General features: G+C 43.9%; 19 protein-coding genes. 4 read left to right on the top strand and 15 right to left on the bottom strand.

What is annotated here, in order from left to right; genetic code table 11:
• Nucleotides 1–12: 12 nt before the first annotated feature.
• The 10 genes from HVMH_RS05610 to tsaE all read right to left on the bottom strand — a co-directional run bounded on the left by HVMH_RS05610 (nucleotide 13) and on the right by tsaE (nucleotide 10,745).
• On the bottom strand, nucleotides 13–1,188 hold the full coding sequence (locus HVMH_RS05610) for an ATP phosphoribosyltransferase regulatory subunit (protein WP_029908769.1): 1,176 nt from the start codon (nucleotides 1,186–1,188) through the stop codon (nucleotides 13–15).
• Nucleotides 1,189–1,237: 49 nt separating this feature from the next.
• Nucleotides 1,238–1,426: a DUF2065 domain-containing protein gene (locus HVMH_RS05605; RefSeq protein WP_029908767.1), complete on the bottom strand. Its 189-nt coding sequence runs from the start codon at nucleotides 1,424–1,426 to the stop codon at nucleotides 1,238–1,240.
• A gap of 59 nt (nucleotides 1,427–1,485) precedes the next feature.
• A complete protein-coding gene (gene hflC, locus HVMH_RS05600; protein WP_029908765.1) occupies nucleotides 1,486–2,343 on the bottom strand; it encodes a protease modulator HflC in 858 nt (285 codons plus the stop codon).
• Nucleotide 2,344: 1 nt separating this feature from the next.
• Nucleotides 2,345–3,541: an FtsH protease activity modulator HflK gene (gene hflK / locus HVMH_RS05595; protein ID WP_029908763.1), complete on the bottom strand. Its 1,197-nt coding sequence runs from the start codon at nucleotides 3,539–3,541 to the stop codon at nucleotides 2,345–2,347.
• Nucleotides 3,542–3,631: 90 nt separating this feature from the next.
• Nucleotides 3,632–4,930, bottom strand: a complete 1,299-nt coding sequence (gene hflX, locus HVMH_RS05590; protein ID WP_029908761.1) for a ribosome rescue GTPase HflX — start codon at nucleotides 4,928–4,930, stop codon at nucleotides 3,632–3,634.
• A 51-nt stretch (nucleotides 4,931–4,981) separates the two neighbouring features.
• Nucleotides 4,982–5,245, bottom strand: a complete 264-nt coding sequence (gene hfq / locus HVMH_RS05585; RefSeq protein ID WP_029908759.1) for an RNA chaperone Hfq — start codon at nucleotides 5,243–5,245, stop codon at nucleotides 4,982–4,984.
• Between the two features lie 180 nt (nucleotides 5,246–5,425).
• Nucleotides 5,426–6,397: a tRNA (adenosine(37)-N6)-dimethylallyltransferase MiaA gene (gene miaA, locus HVMH_RS05580; RefSeq protein WP_029908757.1), complete on the bottom strand. Its 972-nt coding sequence runs from the start codon at nucleotides 6,395–6,397 to the stop codon at nucleotides 5,426–5,428.
• Between the two features lie 4 nt (nucleotides 6,398–6,401).
• A complete protein-coding gene (gene mutL, locus HVMH_RS05575; RefSeq protein ID WP_029908756.1) occupies nucleotides 6,402–8,258 on the bottom strand; it encodes a DNA mismatch repair endonuclease MutL in 1,857 nt (618 codons plus the stop codon).
• A 275-nt stretch (nucleotides 8,259–8,533) separates the two neighbouring features.
• Nucleotides 8,534–10,132 carry an N-acetylmuramoyl-L-alanine amidase gene (locus tag HVMH_RS05570; RefSeq protein ID WP_232087822.1) on the bottom strand — a complete coding sequence of 533 codons (1,599 nt, stop codon included), beginning with the start codon at nucleotides 10,130–10,132 and terminating at the stop codon, nucleotides 8,534–8,536.
• Nucleotides 10,122–10,745, bottom strand: coding sequence for a tRNA (adenosine(37)-N6)-threonylcarbamoyltransferase complex ATPase subunit type 1 TsaE (gene tsaE, locus HVMH_RS05565; RefSeq protein WP_197942634.1), 624 nt, complete (start codon nucleotides 10,743–10,745; stop codon nucleotides 10,122–10,124). Before tsaE ends, HVMH_RS05570 begins: the two co-directional genes overlap by 11 nt.
• A 322-nt stretch (nucleotides 10,746–11,067) precedes the next feature.
• Between tsaE and queG the strand changes: the two genes are divergently transcribed.
• Nucleotides 11,068–12,246 (top strand): tRNA epoxyqueuosine(34) reductase QueG, encoded by a 1,179-nt coding sequence (gene queG, locus HVMH_RS05560; RefSeq protein ID WP_029908753.1) that lies wholly within the window; start codon nucleotides 11,068–11,070, stop codon nucleotides 12,244–12,246.
• A 9-nt stretch (nucleotides 12,247–12,255) separates the two neighbouring features.
• Here the strand turns inward: queG and HVMH_RS05555 are convergent, their stop codons facing one another.
• From HVMH_RS05555 to HVMH_RS11865, 4 genes are all read right to left on the bottom strand, one after another.
• Nucleotides 12,256–13,527, bottom strand: coding sequence for a cation:proton antiporter domain-containing protein (locus HVMH_RS05555; RefSeq protein ID WP_029908752.1), 1,272 nt, complete (start codon nucleotides 13,525–13,527; stop codon nucleotides 12,256–12,258).
• A 20-nt stretch (nucleotides 13,528–13,547) separates the two neighbouring features.
• Complete coding sequence (locus HVMH_RS05550) at nucleotides 13,548–14,189, bottom strand: amidohydrolase family protein (protein ID WP_269473368.1); 642 nt, start codon at nucleotides 14,187–14,189, stop codon at nucleotides 13,548–13,550.
• 125 nt (nucleotides 14,190–14,314) lie between these two features.
• Nucleotides 14,315–15,631, bottom strand: a complete 1,317-nt coding sequence (locus HVMH_RS05545) for an anti-phage deoxyguanosine triphosphatase (protein WP_232087831.1) — start codon at nucleotides 15,629–15,631, stop codon at nucleotides 14,315–14,317.
• A gap of 95 nt (nucleotides 15,632–15,726) precedes the next feature.
• Nucleotides 15,727–15,855, bottom strand: coding sequence for a hypothetical protein (locus HVMH_RS11865; protein ID WP_269473365.1), 129 nt, complete (start codon nucleotides 15,853–15,855; stop codon nucleotides 15,727–15,729).
• A gap of 123 nt (nucleotides 15,856–15,978) precedes the next feature.
• Here HVMH_RS11865 and HVMH_RS05540 point away from each other — a divergent pair, with 123 nt between their 5' ends.
• The 3 genes from HVMH_RS05540 (at nucleotide 15,979) to HVMH_RS05530 (ending at nucleotide 18,661) form a co-directional block, all read left to right on the top strand.
• Nucleotides 15,979–16,182 (top strand): hypothetical protein, encoded by a 204-nt coding sequence (locus HVMH_RS05540; RefSeq protein WP_029908748.1) that lies wholly within the window; start codon nucleotides 15,979–15,981, stop codon nucleotides 16,180–16,182.
• 25 nt (nucleotides 16,183–16,207) lie between these two features.
• A complete protein-coding gene (trhA, locus tag HVMH_RS05535) occupies nucleotides 16,208–16,834 on the top strand; it encodes a PAQR family membrane homeostasis protein TrhA (RefSeq protein WP_029908746.1) in 627 nt (208 codons plus the stop codon).
• 114 nt (nucleotides 16,835–16,948) lie between these two features.
• The gene (locus HVMH_RS05530) at nucleotides 16,949–18,661 is read left to right on the top strand and encodes a proline--tRNA ligase (protein ID WP_029908744.1); all 1,713 of its coding nucleotides are present in this window, start codon (nucleotides 16,949–16,951) and stop codon (nucleotides 18,659–18,661) included.
• 105 nt (nucleotides 18,662–18,766) lie between these two features.
• Here the strand turns inward: HVMH_RS05530 and HVMH_RS05525 are convergent, their stop codons facing one another.
• Entirely contained in the window at nucleotides 18,767–19,135 is a 369-nt protein-coding gene (locus HVMH_RS05525) for a VOC family protein (RefSeq protein WP_029908742.1), read from the bottom strand.
• Nucleotides 19,136–19,160: the final 25 nt, after the last annotated feature.

Here is a 19,160-nt window from a genome sequence, read left to right as displayed (position 1 = left end):
AACTCAAAGGAACTATTTTTGAACAAACTGCCAAGCGTTATTTTGCTTGGTCAAGTACTCACTACCTGTAGGAATCTCAGACAGCTCGTAGTAGCGTTTTACAATGATGCTTTTTTTCAATTTTAAAATTTCTTTCACCAACTCAGGATCCGCTTCAATCGGTGCATATACCACCTTTTTTTCAACGACCGGTGGGCAATCTAGCAAATCCAAGGTGCTACGCAAATCCAAGCTAAAACCGGTTGCAGGCTGAGCTGCTCCAAAATCAGAAGCGATTTCGTCATAACGACCGCCCTTGGCAATCATATATAGCTTCTGGCCTGCAGAATAACACCCAAAGATAGCGCCTGTGTGGTATTCAAAGCCTCTTAAATCGGCTAAATCCAAATGAATACCTAACAAATCGGAAGCCACATTAAAGTAACCGACAATCAACTTCAAACGCTCGACAGATTCATCCATTTTGGAAGACAAACCAGACAGTAACGTCTCACTTTTTGTCAATACGTCATCTGCATCACCACATAGAGATAACAAGTTTTCAAAAGCATTTTGCAACCCGCCTTCCAAGTTCAATGCTGCTGTAAACTCATGGTATTCAGGGACTGCTTTTCTGACTAGAATATCAACCAACTGTTGCGTTTGCTTCTTATTCAATTGCGCCAAGCGCATCAACTCTTCCACAACTGATACATGACCCAGACTCAATGTCAGATCATTCAGACCTAGCGCTCTGATCGAACTCAACATCAAAGCAATCACTTCGATATCACTTTCTACCCCTTCATGACCAAACAATTCAGCACCGACTTGAATCGGACTACGAGAACCTTTCGCTTTGTTATTACGTGTCTTAAGCACTTCACCAAAGTAACAAAGGCGAATAATCTGATCTTTATTCTTTAAGCGATTGACGACGATACGAGCGACTTGCGGTGTCATATCTGCTCTAACACCCATCATTCTTCCTGACTCTTGGTCTGGGAAACGGCAAGTATCAATAGCAAGGTGGCGGGCAGTCCCGGTTAAAAGGGAATCTGTATATTCTGCAATAGGCGGCAGTATCAAATCGTATCCGGAACATTCAAAACCATCCAGCAACTGGCGTCTGTAATACTCCAGCTTTTTCGCTTCTTCAGGAAGAAGATCTTCGATACCGTCGGGGGTAAACCAAATATTTTGTTGCATTGAACTCTTTCTTTCTTTTTAAAACGATTCGCCTGAGAAGCCTTAACTTCTAGGCAAGTAAAAATAAAATCACCATGCCGATCAGCAAACTGAAAAAACCCATCAGGCGTATTTTCTTTTCGGTCAACTTCACTGCTTCCAACATCATTTTTTGCCAAAAATGGGGGAAAACAAAAGGCATTAAACCCTCAAAGATAAATACTAGAGCAATCGCACTAATCAGCACATTATCCAACATAAATCCCTTCCACAAAAAAGGTGGTATAACACCACCTTTTTTATTTAAAACTTAATTGATTATTTTTTCTGTTGGTTGAAGTATTTAAAGAAATCCGACTTAGGGTCAACTACCATTACATCAGACTTATCTTTAAACGCTTGCTGGTATGCATTCAAACTTTGATAGAACGCATAGAACTCATCATCTTTTGAGTAAGCTTTTGCGTAGATATCTGCGGCTTTTGCATCCCCTTCCCCACGAATGGTTTCAGCATCACGGTAAGCATCCGCTAATATAATTGTACGTTGTCTATCAGCATCAGCACGAATCTTCTCAGCTGCTTCAGAACCTTGAGAACGCAAATCTTTGGCAACACGGTTACGTTCTGCTTCCATTCTTCTATAAACAGAATCACTAACATTTTGAGGTAAGTCTACACGTTTGATTTGAACATCAACCAAATCAATACCGAAAGAACTAACAGCTTCAGCAGTTTTCTTACGAATATCTTTAACGATTAAGTTTCTATCTTGTGAAATAACTTCCTGAACGGTACGGCTACCAAATTCAGCTCTCAAGCCATCTTTGATAATCTGTGCCAAGCGCATATTCGCCAAACGAATATCACCGTTCATTGTCGTGTAAAAACGCTTCGCATCAGCAATACGCCATTTAACAAATGAATCAACGATCAAGTTTTTCTTTTCACTCGTCAAATAACGTTCAGGTGCAGCGTCCAAAGTCTGTAGACGAGCATCGAAACTACGCACATTGTTCACAATCGGCATTTTGAAATGCAAGCCAGGCTTGATATTACTCTCAACAATCTCACCAAAACGGAATAACAGCGCTGTTTGCCCTTGCTGAACCGTATAAAGTGTGCTAATTCCCAATAAAACTGCAGCTGCAGCGATTACTAATAAAATGGCTCTCATCTTAACGCAGCTCCCTTGATCTTAACAATTCACGAATATTCGTCCGAGGGGTTGGACGCGTTTCCTGAGTTGAGGTTGTAGGCTTCGAAGAAGAAACATTTTCAGCTGGTTTGAAAGGTACTTTTGCTGAGTTACCAATCATCTTATCCAAAGGTAGATATAGCAAATTATTGCTTGAACTAGAGCCAACAAATACTTTTGATGTAGCTTCAAGTACGTTGGTCATTGCATCGATATACAAACGTTCACGCATTACTTTCGGCGCTTTTTTGTACTCGGCGACAATACTGTCGAAACGGCTGGCTTGCCCCGTAGCTCGTGCAATCACAGAGTCATGATAAGCGCGCGACTCTTCAATTTGTCTCGCCGCGTTACCTCTTGCCTTAGGCAAGATATCGTTCGAATAGGCTTCTGCTTCATTGATTAAACGCTCTCTATCTTCACGTGCTTTTACAACGTCTGCAAAAGAGTCTTGTACTTGCTCAGGTGGCTGAGCATCTTGTAAGTTAAGAGAGGTAATGAATAAACCTGTTTCGTATTTATCAAGGTTCTTCTGAGTAATTACCTTGACCTTATTAACAACTTCATCACGACCTTCAGTCAGCACAAAATCCATCGTATTCTGACCAACCACTTCACGTAACGCACTTTCAGTCAGTGCACGAAGCGTCATATCAGGGTCGGAAACATCATAAAGATATTTCTTAGCGTCGCTGACTTTATATTGAACCGCAATTTTGATATCGACGATGTTTTCGTCTTTCGACAACATCAAAGATTCGGAAGGTACGTTTCCATCTCGACGCGAATCAGTACGGTAGCCGATTTCAGCAGTACGGATACGATCGACGTTGACGAGTGTCACACTTTCAATCGGCCATGGAAGATGCCAATGTAGACCAGCTGTGGTTTGCCCAACATAAGCACCGAAGCGTTTAACAACACCTCTTTCTGGAGAGTCAACAGTATAGATACCGCTCAGCAACCATACAACGATGGCAACGATCACTGCAAAACTGACGCCTTTGGCATTAAAGCCACCGCCCATTTTGCTCCCTCCACCACCGAGGAAGTTTTGCAGCTTTTTAAGCAGTTCATCTAAGTCAGGATCGGGTTTTTGTCCGTTAGGCTTATTAGGGCCGTTCGAGTTATTTCCCCATGGATCTTGTCCTGGTTTACCGGGCTCGTTCCACGCCATTCTTTTCTCCAGAAATTGAAATAGATTCGATATTTTAGTTTCAATGACCACAAAAGTCATCAATTATTCTTATTTAAAACCAGATTCGGCTTATTGATCTTGTAGCTCTGCAAGTTTGACTTCAGGCCAACCTTGAATTGCTTTCCACTCTTGCTCGGTTAAGCACATCGTGAATTGGCTATTACCTTGCTCATCAAATCCTTCGTCCAAAATCGTGCCAAGGGTATAAAGCTCTGCACGTCTCTTCCCAGCAGTTACATCCAACGTCAATTTGACCGTAACGAATTTGCCTCTGAAATAACTGGCAACAGCATCAAGCATCAACTCTATACCCTGCTCGTCTTGTGCGGATATCCAAACGCGCTCTGGTAACTGTTTGTCATTCAGATCAACATGAGGTGCAACGGGAGGATCAAGCAAATCGATTTTATTGAACACCAGCAACTGAGGCACATCTTCCGCACCTACCTCTTTGATAACATCCAATACGTCTGCAATCTTCTCGTCACGATGGGGGTCAGACGCATCAACCAAATGAATCAACAAATTGGCTTCACTGGTTTCTTCCAATGTTGAACGAAATGCCGCTACCAAATCATGAGGGATATGACGGATAAACCCTACCGTATCCGCAAAAATAACTGAACCCGCCCCTGGCAACCTTACTTTTCGCAAAGTTGCATCCAAGGTCGCAAATAAGCGATCTTCTGCATATACCCCTGCTTGAGTCATCTGATTAAACAGCGTGGATTTCCCTGCATTGGTATATCCGACAATGGTAACCGTCGGCATATCCGACTTTTTACGTGAACGCCTGCCAAGCTGACGCTGATGACGGACTTTTTCAATGCGTGTTTCAAGTTGCTTAATTTTGCCTTGAATCAAACGTCTATCAGTCTCTAGCTGAGTTTCCCCTGGCCCTCTGGCTCCGATACCACCTTGTCGATCCAAGTGAGACCAACCTTTGACAAGACGAGTTGCCATGCGCTTTAGTTGCGCTAATTCGACCTGCAACTTACCTTCATGTGAACGAGCTCGTTGTGCAAAGATATCCAAAATCAAGCCAACACGGTCTAATACCTGGCAATCAAGATATTTACTCAAATTGCGTTCTTGGGCGGGTGACAAAGCATGATTCACAATCACCACATCGGCTTCATGAACCTCAACGGCATTTTTGATTTCTTCTGCCTTACCTTTACCGACAAAGTATTTCGGGTCAGGTGATTGACGCTTAGTGGTAATGAGTTCAACGACTTCAGCGCCAGCGGAATCAACGAGTTCATAGAACTCTTCTAGTATTTCGCGGTCTGATTCTTGATAAAAATCAACGTGAACCAAAACGGCTTTTTCAAGTTCACGTTGTTCGAGCCTTCCAAATAACTCCATGGTTATTTGAAAGCTCCTTTAAAGATGGGATAAATTTCTGTCGACAAGGAATTAAGCGTCTGCGGAAGAATCTGAAGAATCGAATTCGTAAGCTTTAGGATCGCGAGCAGGAACAATCGTTGAAATTGCATGCTTGTAAACCATTTGCGTCACATTACTGCGCAACAATACGACAAATTGATCGAATGAATCAATACGACCTTGTAGCTTAACGCCGTTTACCAAATAAATCGCTACGCTGATTTTTTCTTTTCTAAGCGCATTTAGGTACGGGTCTTGAATCGGCAAAGCTTTGGTCACTTTTTTATTCTCCATGATTATTCCTTGTTTTCAGAGTTTTCTTGCATTATATATTGTTTGTATTTTATTTTCCGCCATGGGCGAATCCGTTCATTTAAAGGATTTGCGCGCACATAGCTTGCAAAATCATAACATATCGTAATTGCAAAGGTAAACAGCAATCCCTGATAGACTAAACTCTAAACGAAAATTAAACTAAATTGCATTTTTCAATAGCTGACAGGTTTCCGCTATTTGTTGCTCCAATATTGTCTCAAACGGGTCTATCGTCAAATCCACAACTTCCTTTCTCAACCAAGTGATTTGCCGTTTCGCTAACTGCCTAGTTGCCACAATACCCTTATCAAAAAAAGTTTGATAACCATACTCGCCTTTATAGAAAGACCATGCTTGACGATAACCAACACTTCTTACAGAAGGCAGGTCGGCATGAATATCGGGGATCTGAAATATGCAGCCCGCTTCCGCCAAGAAGCCCTGATCAATCATATGTTGAAAACGGATTGCAATCTGCTCATGCAATTTAGCACGATCTTCTGCCATTAAGGCCACCTTGATTAGATGAAACGCCGTCAACCCTTCGCTTTGTTCTGTTCTTTGCAATTCACTTAAAGGTTTACCAGTCAATTCATAAACTTCAAGCGCACGCGTTAATCGCTGAGAGTCATTCGCATGAATTCTCTCTGCCGCTTCCGGATCAACCTCAGCTAGCCTCGCATGCATTTCTTCTGGATTTGCCTCCCATGCTTTAAACAACGTCTCTCGTAATGCTTCGTCTGCCGACGGCAACTTTGCCATACCCTTTTGCAATGCATTGAAATACATCATCGTCCCGCCTACCAATAAAGGAATCCGTCCACGAGAGAAGATTTCTGGAACAAGACGATGAACATCATCAACAAAATCTGCAGCAGAGTAACTTTCCGTTGGCTCCATAATATCAATCAGGTGATGAGGAACTTGTTGCAACTCCTCTTCCGTAGGTTTGGCGGTACCAATATCCATTCCGCGATAAATCAGCGCAGAGTCAACACTAATAATTTCAACCGGCAAACATTGCGCCAACGCCATAGAAAGGCGACTTTTACCGGACGCTGTCGGCCCCATGACCGCCAAGCACTGCTTATTTGCAATCAGTGACGCTACTTCTTCTGGTGAAAATACCATCTAATTACTGCCCTCTCATGAAAAGTGAGTCCAACTGTTCCATAGAAAGCTGCACCCAAGTCGGGCGACCGTGATTACATTGCGCTGAGGCATCTGTTGCTTCCATATCTCGTAATAATGCATTCATTTCTTCAAGCGTCAGCTGTCTGTTTGCTCTGACAGAGCCATGACATGCCATGGTGGATAAAATCGCATTAATTTTCTCCTCGACGACTTGAGACTCTCCCACTACCGCAAAGTCCGCAATCATGTCATGAATCAAATTCGTTACATCCGATTTCGCCAATAATGCTGGCACAGCGGTTACTTTCAACTGCTCTGGACCGAATGGTTCCATCTCAAATCCCAAACGCTGAAAATCGGACTCAAAGCCCTGCCAAGTCTTTAATTGAGAACTTTCCATCGCAATCACAATCGGCACTAACAGAGGCTGCGAAATCAGACGATCGACTTCCCACTGTTTTTTCATACGTTCGTAGACAATACGCTCATGAGCGGCATGCATGTCTACCAATACCAAGCCTTGTGCATTTTCAGCAAGAATAAACACCCCTTTGATTTGTGCTTTTGCGTACCCAAGCACATGAGGTGTTTGCGCACTATCCCTAGCGATTTCTTCAGAGGTATAGCTGCTCGTCATTTCTGAAAATGCTGGTGTATAGCCTGGCTGATAATCAGCTCTAGATTCAAATACAGATTTGGGCTCAAAGGTATTTTGTTCGTTTGCCACTGGCGTCGAGTCATAACTCTGAAATGACATTGACGCCTGGTAGCCTTGCTCTTTTGTTGCATCCTGCTGTGGTACATTCAATGCCTTACCGGGCGCGTTACCAACTCCAACAGGCTTGGTGACAATCTCACGAACAGATCGACGTAAGAAATCGTATACCCAACGTCCGTTGGCAAACCGCACTTCGTATTTTGCAGGATGGACATTCACATCCACCATCTCGAAGGGAATTTCGACGAACAATAAATAAGCAGGATGGCGGCCATGATAAAGCACATCTGCATAAGCCTGTTTTACGGCATGAGACAACAACCTATCGCGAACGATGCGACCGTTCACAAACAAATATTGCATATCGGTCTGCGCACGGTTAAAAGTAGGATATCCAACCCATCCACTCAATCGAATGTCTTGCGCCTCAAAATCCATATCAAAACACTGCTCAACGAATGGCGCGCCCATCAAATGCTTCAACCTAACTTTTAGAGCAGACAAGTCCTCTACCGCCTGCACTTGGCGAACAACGCTGTTGTTATGTACAAGCTTCATCGACACATCAGGACGACTGAGCATCACTCGCTTAACCAACTCATCAATGTGAGAGAATTCCGTTCTTGGGGTCCTTAAAAATTTTTTACGCGCAGGCGTATTGAAAAACAAATCACAGACTTCAATGCAGGTTCCAACTGGGTGAGCCGCTGGTTGGATATCTTGCCAACCAGACTCTCCCTCTCCAACCAATTTCCAAGCGTGCTTATCTTGATAATGACAGGTCGTTAAAGTAAACCGTGAAACAGAGCTGATACTCGCCAAGGCTTCTCCACGAAACCCCAAAGTAGAAACCGCAGACAAATCTTCATAATTGGCAATTTTGCTGGTGGCATGCCGACTCACCGCCAACACCATTTGCTCCTTACGGATGCCACAACCGTTATCTACAACGGTAATACGTTTTTCGCCACCCTCTTCAATGTAAATTTCGATATGGTCAGCGCCCGAATCCAGAGCATTCTCCAATAACTCTTTTACCACCGAAGCGGGTCTTTCAACCACTTCACCGGCAGCAATCTGATCTGCCAAATGGTTAGGTAAAAGCGCAATTTCTCTATCAAATGATCGTGATGAATGCATATTTGAAGCGTGAAGTGAGGATTCTTTTTGCAAAACGATTTAAGCCAAATTCAAAGTTAAAAAAAGTCCAAATAATGCGAGCAATTATACAGCTTCTAACCTTGAAATAATATGTGATTACCTGCCAACCACAATGCGGATACCTTTTAATGATGCGAAAAAAAAAGACCGCTAAACGGTCTTTAAAAAGCGCTCGACCAGGACAAATGATCGAGAAGCAAGACCTCGACGTCCCAAGGGAATGGGGTAGCCGAGAATACTCAGGAGTTATTATCTTACAACGAGGCAACCACACTATCCGAAACCGGAATACGCAATCTTCTGCCTACATAAAGCTGATCTGCTTTTTTGATTTTGTTGATTCTCTTCAACTCACGCGTTGAAATTTTGTAGTTTGCGGCAATTTCAGACAAGGTGTCACCACGCTGAACTCGGTAATGCAAATACAATTTTTCACCCCAACGTGGTTCATCGCCATTATTGCGAACGAACTTAGTCACACCCATTGCAATAGAGCGCGCCATTTGATCTTGAAAATGATTATTCGTTAGTTTTCTTGCTTCTGACGGGTTGGAAACAAAAGCCGTCTCAATCAACATCGAAGGCATATCTATCGACTTCAATACTGCGAAGTTTGCCGCCTGTACACTGTGTTTATGCAGTTTTACCGAACGTCCCATTGAACCCAGAACCGTTCTTGCCAATTTACGACTCGCACGAATATTGGCTTCGCGAGACAAGTCAGACAACACGAACGCTACGTCAGAATCACGCCCTTTCAATTTAATATCATTCAAAGAAGCATTTTCAGATTTCGCCAAAATACGCGCCATCACCGAGCTCGCGCCGCGAGTTGACAACACATAAACCGAACCGCCTCTCGCGCTTCTATCCGGGAAGGAATCCGCATGAATAGAAATAAAAATATCCGCATTCATTTTGTGCGCCAAACGCACACGTTTTGCCAATGGAATGAATACGTCTCGGTCACGCGTTAAAACCGCATGCATTCCTGGCTGGTCATCAATATATTTTTTCAGCTTTTTCGCCATCGCCAACACAACATTCTTTTCATAAATGCCGTGAACCCCAATCGCACCGGTATCTTTTCCACCGTGACCAGGATCAATCGCAACGATCAAATCTTTGTTTCTAGGATCAAACACCGAGCTTCCAGCGTTCATCACATTTTGCGTGTTTTGTTCTTCAGCAATGTCTTTTGCTTTAGGCTTAAATTGTTTTTTGTTCTCTGCCGACTGAACCTTCGGCTTTGCAACCGCTGGCTTGGCTTTCACCACTTCTTTTTTAACGGCAACTTTGACGGGTTTTGCAGGCTTGGCAACCGGTTTTGCTTTTGCAACCTGTTTAACTTCAGGCTTTTTAACAGATTTCGCTTTTACCACTGCTTTTTTAGCTAGCGTTTTGGTGACATCTACCACCACCCTTTCAGCACCTGATTTGTTTTTGCCAAGCGTGAAATAGTTGTATTCGTAATCTTTTCTTAAGTCCAATACGACACGAACTTTGGATTTTTTGTCATAAAGACGAATCGATCCCAGTCTAGGATCAAGAAACTTCATCTGCTTGAAGCTGACATCATTTTTTGCTTTGTAGAAATCTACGACGATACGGGAAGGGTTTTCCAACTTCCTGATTTTGAATGAATGATTGTGTTTGATATCGAAGACTATGCGAGTTTTTTCATTGGTCTGCCCAACGCGAATTTTAGACAACGTTGCCGCTGCCATCGCATTTGACGTATAAACCAATGCCAAAAACATAATCAGCATCGCGATAAAAGATGACTTTCCGTGTGACTGCATTTTTCTGGTCATGGCATTACCCATCGTTTTTCCATATTCTTCATTCAACACCTTGCGAACCAAATACCATGCCAGAATTTTTCATCAATTCTGCCAGGTTTTTGACAAGACGCCCACCTGTATCCGTTACTGGGGTGATCGTAAAGAGTCGCCCCGCTTCGTTTTTATTATCGTCTTCAGCTTCACTTGCGTGCTGCAATTGCACAACAATATCCGCACCTTGCAAAACCCCCGCTCCTTTTGATGGCCATTCCACCAAAGAAAGAAAGTGGGTTTTCAATAAATCTCGAATTCCCAAAAATTCAAGCTCTTCAGGATCACAAAGTCGATACAAATCAAAATGATGTATCTCGCCCAAAGGGCCTTCATAAGTTTCTACCAGCGTGTAAGTCGGACTTTTCACTTTTTGTCCAGGTAGAAAACTTTGTATCAGTGCTCTGGAAAAAAAAGATTTTCCCGCGCCGAGATTCCCTTCCAGATATACCACTATGCCGTTGCTGATCTGAGTATCCACCCAACCTGGCAGATTTTTCAATTCTTGTGCATGCTGCGTTGCCAATGTTTCCAACGCCTCTGCAAACAACTTTGCCAATTTTTCCGTTGCCGATTCATCATCAAGGCGTCCGGTTAAATTTTTTATCAATGCCTGTTCGGGTGTTTGCATATTTAAATCGTCGTGCATTTTTACAGAATTATCACTACAAAATTCCCTATCAAAAACAGGGCTAAATGACTCAAAACGCCATTAAAATGCAGAAAATTCCAATAAATACAACAAAGTAGCCACTCTTAACCACTCTGTTTAAATTCTAGTTTCATAGTTATTTCAATGAATTAGGTATCATTTTATAGAAATTGTATAAAAAAGAAACCCTAAAATGAACAAAATTTTATTTCTGCGGCTTTTTTACCACAAATAATCCTTCATTCAGGCACGCCCAAACACGTTAAAATGAGCGCAATACTTAGCGCTAAAGAGAAAGCATTTGCAAAATACCACTCACGCTCAATTGGTGACCAAAATAAAAGGCTGGGGTAAAGCCTTAGGGTTTGCTGATGTCGGCATCTCATCGACCGACCTGTCTGATTATGAAGCTGCCTATTTTAATTGGCTGGGAGAAAGCTACCATGGCGAGATGCAATACATGGCCGCACACGGCACTAAACGCACTCGTCCACCTGAACTTGTGCCGGGCACGCAATCTATCATCAGTGTCAGAATGAACTACTATGATGCGGATGCCCACTCACCTATCGAGCAACTGCAAACCAGCGATAAAGCCTACGTCTCGCGCTATGCCTTGAACAAGGATTACCACAAACTCATGCGCAAGCGCTTGCAACAGCTCGCCAGTAAAATCCAACAAGAAGTGCCAGACTTTACTTACCGAGCCTTTGCCGACTCGGCTCCCGTGCTCGAACGCCCCATCGCCCAACAGGCTGGTCTTGGGTTCATTGGCAAAAACAGTTTGATTATTCACCCCCGCGCTGGCTCTTGGTTTTTTCTGGGCGAGCTTTATTGCAACATTGATCTGCCAGCAGACCCACCATTTGGAAAACAAGGCTGTGGCCCTTGCACAGCTTGCATCGATGAGTGTCCAACACAAGCAATATTGCCAAACAACCAAGTCGATGCCCGCCGCTGCATTTCTTACCTGACCATAGAGCATCAAGGTTCCATTGATGAAGCGCTGCGGCCGCTTATCGGCAACCGCATTTATGGATGTGACGACTGCCAGCTGGTTTGCCCATGGAACAAATTCACTGATTCCACAACAGAAGAGGCTTTTAAAGCCAAGCAAATAAAAGCAAAACATCCGCTTGATGCCACAACACTTTTGGCTCTATTGAGTTGGAGTGAAGAAGAGTTTTTGAACAACTTTGAAGGCTCACCCATTAGGCGTATTGGATTTACGCTCTGGCAAAGAAATCTGTGCATTGCGATTGGCAATGACGACTACCGCCCCCAAAACATCGAAGCACTTACAGGTTTAAAGACAGATTCAGAACTGGTACAAGAACATCGAGAATGGGCAATCACCCAGCAAACACAAAAGAAACAGCAACAAGCACAAACGCAAAAATCCGCCAGGTTGGGGGGATTTACCCAGCTAGGTAAACCAGCAGTTGCCCCTAAATACTACCTGCCGAAAAAGCCTCGCTAAGATTAGTCCTCACAACCCGACTTGAGAAGAGAATGATACCCTCCTCATCTTGACATAAACGGTCAGCAACAATGAGTAAACAAAGGTCGTTAAGATAATATTGCCCAAGATAATCGCTGTGAATAGCTCTTTATAGATAAAAGTTTCCGGCAGCATGTGCACCATCAAAATAGACAACCCGCCTTTTACCCCTGCAAACGTCAGTACCACCCACCAGTCGAAAGAGATTGTCTCCATTGACTCAACTCGGTGAGAAGTATTTTTGAATCGCCACATCATCAGTGCGCGAATCAAACTGGTTGCCACAAACACCGCAAGAATCTCTTTCCAGTAACCCAGCAGACAATGCAAATTGATAATCTCACCGATAGAGATATACAACAGCACGTTTGCCAACAGCGCGGCAAACCCCAGAAACTGCACAATAGACGGATGGTTTTGATAGGTGTCGTTCAAGTGCGAGAATAATTTGTGCCTCAGCCCCGGACGATTTGCATGAATATTGAAACGAGAGTCTTCAGACAAAATCGCGGCGTTCATCACCACCATAGACACCACCAGTGAGAATATCGCCGCCACTTCAAAATACTCTGCAAACTCGAATGACAAATAAGCGACCAATAAAATGATGGCAGTTTCCGTCTGTGCGCCATTGGAAAGTTTGAGCAACAAGATACCAACAACTCCAACAATCAACCCCACTAGTAGAGACATAGAAATTGTCACTACTGAAAACACCAGCACTTCATCCGCTGACATCGGTTGCGCTAGCATGGTTAACGCAATACCGAAAATCACAAAGGCGCTGGCATCGTTAAACAAAGATTCAGACTCGGCAATAAACTTTAAATGGTGTGGTAAACGGAAATTGCTGAATACCGCTGAGACAGTTACCGGATCGGTCGCTACCACCATCGCCATCAACGCCACCATTGCGGGAATGCTCAAGTCGTAATGCGGCAAAATATAAGCTTTAAGCAGCACACCGAGAATCACTGATGCTACCACCACTACGCCGGCCGTCAGCACAACACTCAACCAGTTTTTCTTGAGTTCATCTGGCTTTAGGTTGAGTACATCGGAAGAAATCAGTAATGGCAACAACAGCATCAACATGGAATCAAAAGTCGAACCTTTGATCTCTATGTGATAGCCAAACACCGCAAACAGCAACACCACGGAAATCAAGGTAACCGGCATCGGAATCTTAAGGCGCTCTTGCGCCACCATCGATAGCACCATGAGCCCAATCACAATTAGGCCGATTTCAAGAAATCCCATAATCTACCTTAACTCAAGAATTAATGATCTTGCACACGATAAAATGCCATCGCATTTTGAAATAACACCTTACCAAAATCCTTCTCACTAAAAACCTCGCAAACCAATTCATAGTCTTTGTGACTATAAGGCCTCTCTGCCCGGGTTGAAGGTAAATCCGTGCCGAACATAAGGGCACTAGGATTTGTTTCATGAATGCGTTTCATGGCATTTACCACATCCAGTTTTACGCGTCCGAATCCGGTTGCTTTGACATGAACGCCCTTTTCAACCAAGTGTAATAAATCCCTTAAGCCGCCCTCAGACATACCCAAGTGATCAATGCTTACACGCGGTAACTGCAGTATTGCTGTAGAAAGCTCTTTTAAATGATTTGAATCGACGTACAACTCAATATGCCAGCCGACTAAATCATGAAGTCGTTGCGCCATCGATACCATATATAACAACTGCTCTCGACCACCGCGATACAGATTAAAGCGAGCGCCCCTCACTCCATGCTGATGCAAAGAAAGCACCTCTTCATCCGAAACATCAGGAGCAAGTTGTGTTACACCGACAAATCCATTTCCTAGCTGTTTTAACGCATCGACCAAATAAGTTTGATCGTTTCCTTGAAAAGAACCGGAAATCACCACTCCTCCTTTCCAGTCGTAAGGGATAATTCCTGTAAATATTGTGTTACTGAAAAAGTGGGCGGCAAATAGCCTTGATTTTCAATGAGAGGAAACCCCTCACTGATAATATGACAATGCGCATCAAAAATAGGAAACGCCATGACTTAAACTCAAAGGCGATCGAAGATCGAACCTTGAGATGCCGTAAAGAACTTCTCATACAAGCGTGACGCATAAGTATTCGTCATGCCCGCGATATAGTCGGAAATCACTCTTTGCTGCGCCCTTTCAGACTCAGCACGTTGATGTTTCTCATAGGTGTTACGAGGCAATAACGCTTCCGGATTGGCACGCAGCGACTTGAACAAGTCCAGCACGATCAATTGCCCTTTATACTCCATGCCTTTTACTTCCGGCAACGTGATGACATGGACGTAAACGAACTTTTTAAGTAGCTCCAACACGGCCATTTCCGCTTCACCCAGCTTGGCTTGGTAGCGCAACAACGGGTGCTCGAAAATCTCGTTTACATCCACAAAAATACTTTCGACCATAATACCCACCATTTTACTGATGGCATGTTTACGGTCTTTGGAGCGAGAGCTGAACAACATGGTCGTCATCTCGTCACCCCAAAGCGCATAGCGTTTAAAGACCTCGCTCTCCATGACTTCTGCTTGCCATAGATCACGAAGTACCATGCCCATCGCGACAGCATCTTCCAAGTCATGAATACCGTAGGCAATATCATCCGCCAATTCCATAATGGTCGTGTCGAATGCTTTATATTGCGTTTTGTGAAAATCGTGCTGAAAATGGCTTTCATTGGAAACCAGTTGTGTGAAAAGCGCTTTGTCTTTATCGGAAAACAAGCCCAACACCCACTCAAATTGCTCACGCTCTTCTTGATACACACTTGCTTTCGGCGGATACCAGCGGCTCATGTCCAATGTGCGGAAATCAAATGCATCTTCCTGTTTAATCCGAGCTTGATAATCGCTACTGGTCGCCACCACCTCGTCATAAATTGCAGGATACTTCAGCACCCCCAAGGTAGCACGTCTAGACAGGTCGATACCGTTTTTCGGCGTATACTCGCCCAATCGGGAAAGGATGCGCAAGGTCTGTGCATTGCCTTCAAAGCCACCATGTTGTCGCATCATATAATTCAATGCCACTTCACCGCCGTGTCCATAAGGCGGGTGCCCCAAATCATGCGCCAGACAAATCGCCTCAATTAAGTAAAACGAAGGCAACCAATCCATATAAGCTTTGCCTTCACCGACTGTAATCAACTGTTCCACCAAACCAGAACCGATTTGCGCCACTTCCATCGAGTGCGTCAAACGCGTGCGATAGAAGTCAGATTCATTCAAACCAAAAATCTGCGTCTTCGCCTGCAAACGACGAAACGCCGCCGAGTGAATGACTCGCGCTCTGTCTCGTTGATAAACGATACGCGCAGGACGAGATTCCTCATTGTCCAAAAAGTTGGTATAACGTTGCGTCCAATCAAGCTCTTGTTTGTGTGCGGAAATTGTCACGGAGGTTCCTTTTCTTCCAAAGGTTCGGTATTAAGACATTACTGTATGCCAAGCATTGGTGCGTTCATCATACCGATTTTAAGGTCATTCACCAATAACTTCATACTTTTACGCAGGCCATCTTTCCTCAACTCCGCTGTCAGTTTGCTTCTTGACGAAAATTTCATTCAAAAATCTGCCAGGTTGGGTTAAAGCATGTTTAAATAAAACTCAAATGTCTTTAGAACATTATTTAATAAAATACATATAGAGTTTAAATACGCATTCATGATGGGTATAGGAGATTTCTCATGAAAAAAGCAGTACTCGGTCTACTATCTTTTCTGACAGTCACTTTCTCTCTGGCATCGCTTACCGCCTGTGAAAGTAAGGAATACACAGAGTGTAAAAATAGAGCCAACGCTCTATGGGACAACACCAAAGGCGGCGACCCTCATAAAAATGACGCCTACTGGGCTGCTATCAAGCACTGTAAAGAAAAATACGACAACTAAGGCGACTACATAATTAAGAAACCGTATGTACCACACTGAAAAGTTCAACAGCATCTCTCACCTTGTGGGCACCGTACTCGCCTTAATGGCATTCGGTTCGCTCCTGACAGTTGGCATTCAACAACAAAGCATCCCGTTGTTTATAGGGTTTCTGACTTTCGGTTTGACATTGGTGCTGCTTTACAGCTTTTCCACGCTTTATCACAGCTTCAAACACCCACTCGTTAAACGCATTTTCCAAAAGCTCGACCACATTTCCATCTACCTGCTTATTGCCGGAACCTATACCCCTTTTACACTGGTAACGCTCTATGGTAGTGGTGGCATTTGGTTACTCATTGCCGTCTGGTCGCTTGCCATCATTGGCATCACGCTAGAACTGGTGATTAAAAACCGCATCGAGTGGCTACAACTCGGCATTTACCTCATTATGGGTTGGCTCGTTGTTTTCGACTTTGGTGCGCTAAAAGACGCCCTGACAACCGCAGGCATCTGGTGGCTTACCGCGGGCGGTATTGCTTACACTGTTGGCATTATCTTCTATGTGCTTGACGACAAAAACCTGCTCAAACATGCGCACGGTATTTGGCACCTTTTTGTTATTGGCGGTTCCTTCTGTCATTTCATCACCGTTATCGCTTACGTTAGATAATTCTGCGTGCTAAAATACCCCATTCCAAAACGGGGTTATTTCTATTCTTAAACCCTGTTATTTAACCTGTTACTTTAGAAATTAATTTAAAAACGAAAAGAGTCTTTCCTTAGAATGAAAACCTCAAACTTATTGCTCGCCACCACTCGTGAAACCCCAGCCGACGCCGTTGTTATCAGTCACCAATTGATGTTACGTGCAGGTTTGATTCGCCCGCTTGCCGGCGGTCTATACAACTGGCTACCGCTAGGCTTAAAAGTGTTGCGTAAAGTCGAGCAAGTTGTCCGTGAGGAAATGAATCGTTCCGGCGCGCAAGAGTTGTTGATGCCAGTCGTCCAACCACTTGAGCTATGGGAAGAGTCTGGTCGTGCGCAAGACTACGGTCCAGAGTTGCTACGTTTTAAAGACCGTCATGACCGTGATTTCGCGCTAGGCCCAACACACGAAGAAATCATCACTGACTTGGTTCGTAAAGAAATCCGCAGCTACAAACAACTGCCAGTGAATTTCTACCAAATCCAAACCAAATTCCGTGACGAGATTCGTCCACGTTTCGGTGTGATGCGTTCACGTGAGTTCATCATGAAAGACGCCTACTCTTTCCACATGGATCGTGACAGCCTGCAAGAAACCTATGACGAAATGTACGATGCCTACAACCGCATCTTCACTCGCCTAGGGCTAGACTTCCGTCCAGTGCAAGCAGACACAGGTTCTATCGGCGGTGATGGATCTCATGAGTTCCACGTACTGGCTGAGTCAGGTGAAGACGACATCGCCTTCTCTACCGAGTCAGACTTTGCTGCAAACGTTGAGCTGGCAGAAGCCCTAGCACCAAAAGGTGAACGTGCTGAGCCTACAGAAGAATTAACTAAGGTTGAAACCCCAAACAAACACAGCATTGAAGAAGTGTGTGACTTCCTACAACTTAAGAAAAAGAAAGTCCTAAAAACCCTTTTGGTTAAAGGGGCTACTGAAGCAGCGCCTGTGGTTGCGCTAGTGGTTCGTGGCGATCACGAATTAAACGAAATCAAAGCTGAAAAATTAGAATTGGTTGCAGAGCCTTTCGAGATGGCGACTGATGAAGAAATCAAAGCTGCCGCTGGTTGTTCCGCTGGCTCTATTGGTCCTGTCGGTTTGAACATTCCTGTTATTGTTGACCGCACAGCGGCACACGCAAGCGACTTTGTTTGCGGCGCTAACGAAGACGGCTTCCATTTGATTGGTGCAAACTGGGACAGAGACGCAACGCCTACTCTGGTTGCTGACATCCGCAACGTGGTTAAAGGTGACCCAAGCCCATGTGGACAAGGTAAAATCGAAATCCGCCGTGGTATCGAAGTGGGTCATATCTTCCAACTGGGTAATAAATACTCACAAGCTTTGAATGCAACCGTACTCAATGAAACCAGCCGTGCGCAAGTATTGGAAATGGGTTGTTATGGCATCGGTGTCACACGTGTGGTTGCCGCTGCTATTGAGCAGAACCATGATGATAAAGGCATTATCTGGCCGGAAGCCTTAGCCCCTTTCCAAGTGTGTATTGTGCCAATGCAAATGCACAAATCGCCTCGCGTAGCAGAAGCCGCTACCAAGATGTATAACGACCTTAAAGCCAAAGGCATTGAAGTATTGTTTGACGACCGTAACGAGCGCCCAGGCGTTATGTTTAATGACATGGAGTTGATTGGTATTCCGCACCGCATCGTTATCGGTGAACGCGGTCTGGACAAAGGCGAGATTGAATACAAATACCGCCGAGATGAAAAGGCGCAGGATATTCCAGAAACGGAGTTTATGGACTTCTTGCTTATGAAGCTAAAATAAAATTTAGAAATGAGATCAGCTCTTAAACAGCAACGCTTGATTTAGAAGCCAATAAAGCTTAACACCCCATTGGCTTTCTACTATTGAGTCTATCTAAGCTAATATTTATTTCTCGCCATGTATCGTAATTTGATATCCATCAGGATCTTTTAGTATAAATACGCGGCCAAAAGGATCATCCTCAATGGGCTTAACTATAGGAACATTCCCTGATTGCAATTTCTGAAATAAAATATCTGCATCAGGGACCTTAAACCAAAGTGATATACCCGCCCCTTTTTCATTGAAATTTTGCAAATCTAAAATGGGCGTGCGAATTGCAAATATTGATCCAGCTCCAGTTTCGAAAACAATTGCGTGGGGGTTTGGTGCGTCCCCTTTTTTAAAACCCAAAGTGTTCATATAGAAATCTTCAGATTTTTTCATATCAATAACCTGTATTGACACAAAATCCAGATTAGTAGGTGTTTGCATGATAGCTCCTTATTTGTTTTTATAA

It is taken from the genome of Hydrogenovibrio marinus (genome assembly GCF_013340845.1).
In the GTDB taxonomy this organism is placed as follows: domain Bacteria; phylum Pseudomonadota; class Gammaproteobacteria; order Thiomicrospirales; family Thiomicrospiraceae; genus Hydrogenovibrio; species Hydrogenovibrio marinus.
This window is presented reverse-complemented; position numbering and strand designations above follow the sequence as displayed.

Coding starts and splice junctions, on each gene's coding strand:
- HVMH_RS05610 (WP_029908769.1), bottom strand. CDS start 1,188: ATGCAACAAAATATTTGGTTTACCCCCGACGGTATCGAAGATCTTCTT.
- HVMH_RS05605 (WP_029908767.1), bottom strand. CDS start 1,426: ATGTTGGATAATGTGCTGATTAGTGCGATTGCTCTAGTATTTATCTTT.
- hflC (WP_029908765.1), bottom strand. CDS start 2,343: ATGAGAGCCATTTTATTAGTAATCGCTGCAGCTGCAGTTTTATTGGGA.
- hflK (WP_029908763.1), bottom strand. CDS start 3,541: ATGGCGTGGAACGAGCCCGGTAAACCAGGACAAGATCCATGGGGAAAT.
- hflX (WP_029908761.1), bottom strand. CDS start 4,930: ATGGAGTTATTTGGAAGGCTCGAACAACGTGAACTTGAAAAAGCCGTT.
- hfq (WP_029908759.1), bottom strand. CDS start 5,245: ATGGAGAATAAAAAAGTGACCAAAGCTTTGCCGATTCAAGACCCGTAC.
- miaA (WP_029908757.1), bottom strand. CDS start 6,397: ATGGTATTTTCACCAGAAGAAGTAGCGTCACTGATTGCAAATAAGCAG.
- mutL (WP_029908756.1), bottom strand. CDS start 8,258: ATGCATTCATCACGATCATTTGATAGAGAAATTGCGCTTTTACCTAAC.
- tsaE (WP_197942634.1), bottom strand. CDS start 10,745: ATGCAAACACCCGAACAGGCATTGATAAAAAATTTAACCGGACGCCTT.
- HVMH_RS05555 (WP_029908752.1), bottom strand. CDS start 13,527: ATGGGATTTCTTGAAATCGGCCTAATTGTGATTGGGCTCATGGTGCTA.
- HVMH_RS11865 (WP_269473365.1), bottom strand. CDS start 15,855: ATGAAATTTTCGTCAAGAAGCAAACTGACAGCGGAGTTGAGGAAAGAT.
- HVMH_RS05540 (WP_029908748.1), top strand. CDS start 15,979: ATGAAAAAAGCAGTACTCGGTCTACTATCTTTTCTGACAGTCACTTTC.
- trhA (WP_029908746.1), top strand. CDS start 16,208: ATGTACCACACTGAAAAGTTCAACAGCATCTCTCACCTTGTGGGCACC.
- HVMH_RS05530 (WP_029908744.1), top strand. CDS start 16,949: ATGAAAACCTCAAACTTATTGCTCGCCACCACTCGTGAAACCCCAGCC.
- HVMH_RS05525 (WP_029908742.1), bottom strand. CDS start 19,135: ATGCAAACACCTACTAATCTGGATTTTGTGTCAATACAGGTTATTGAT.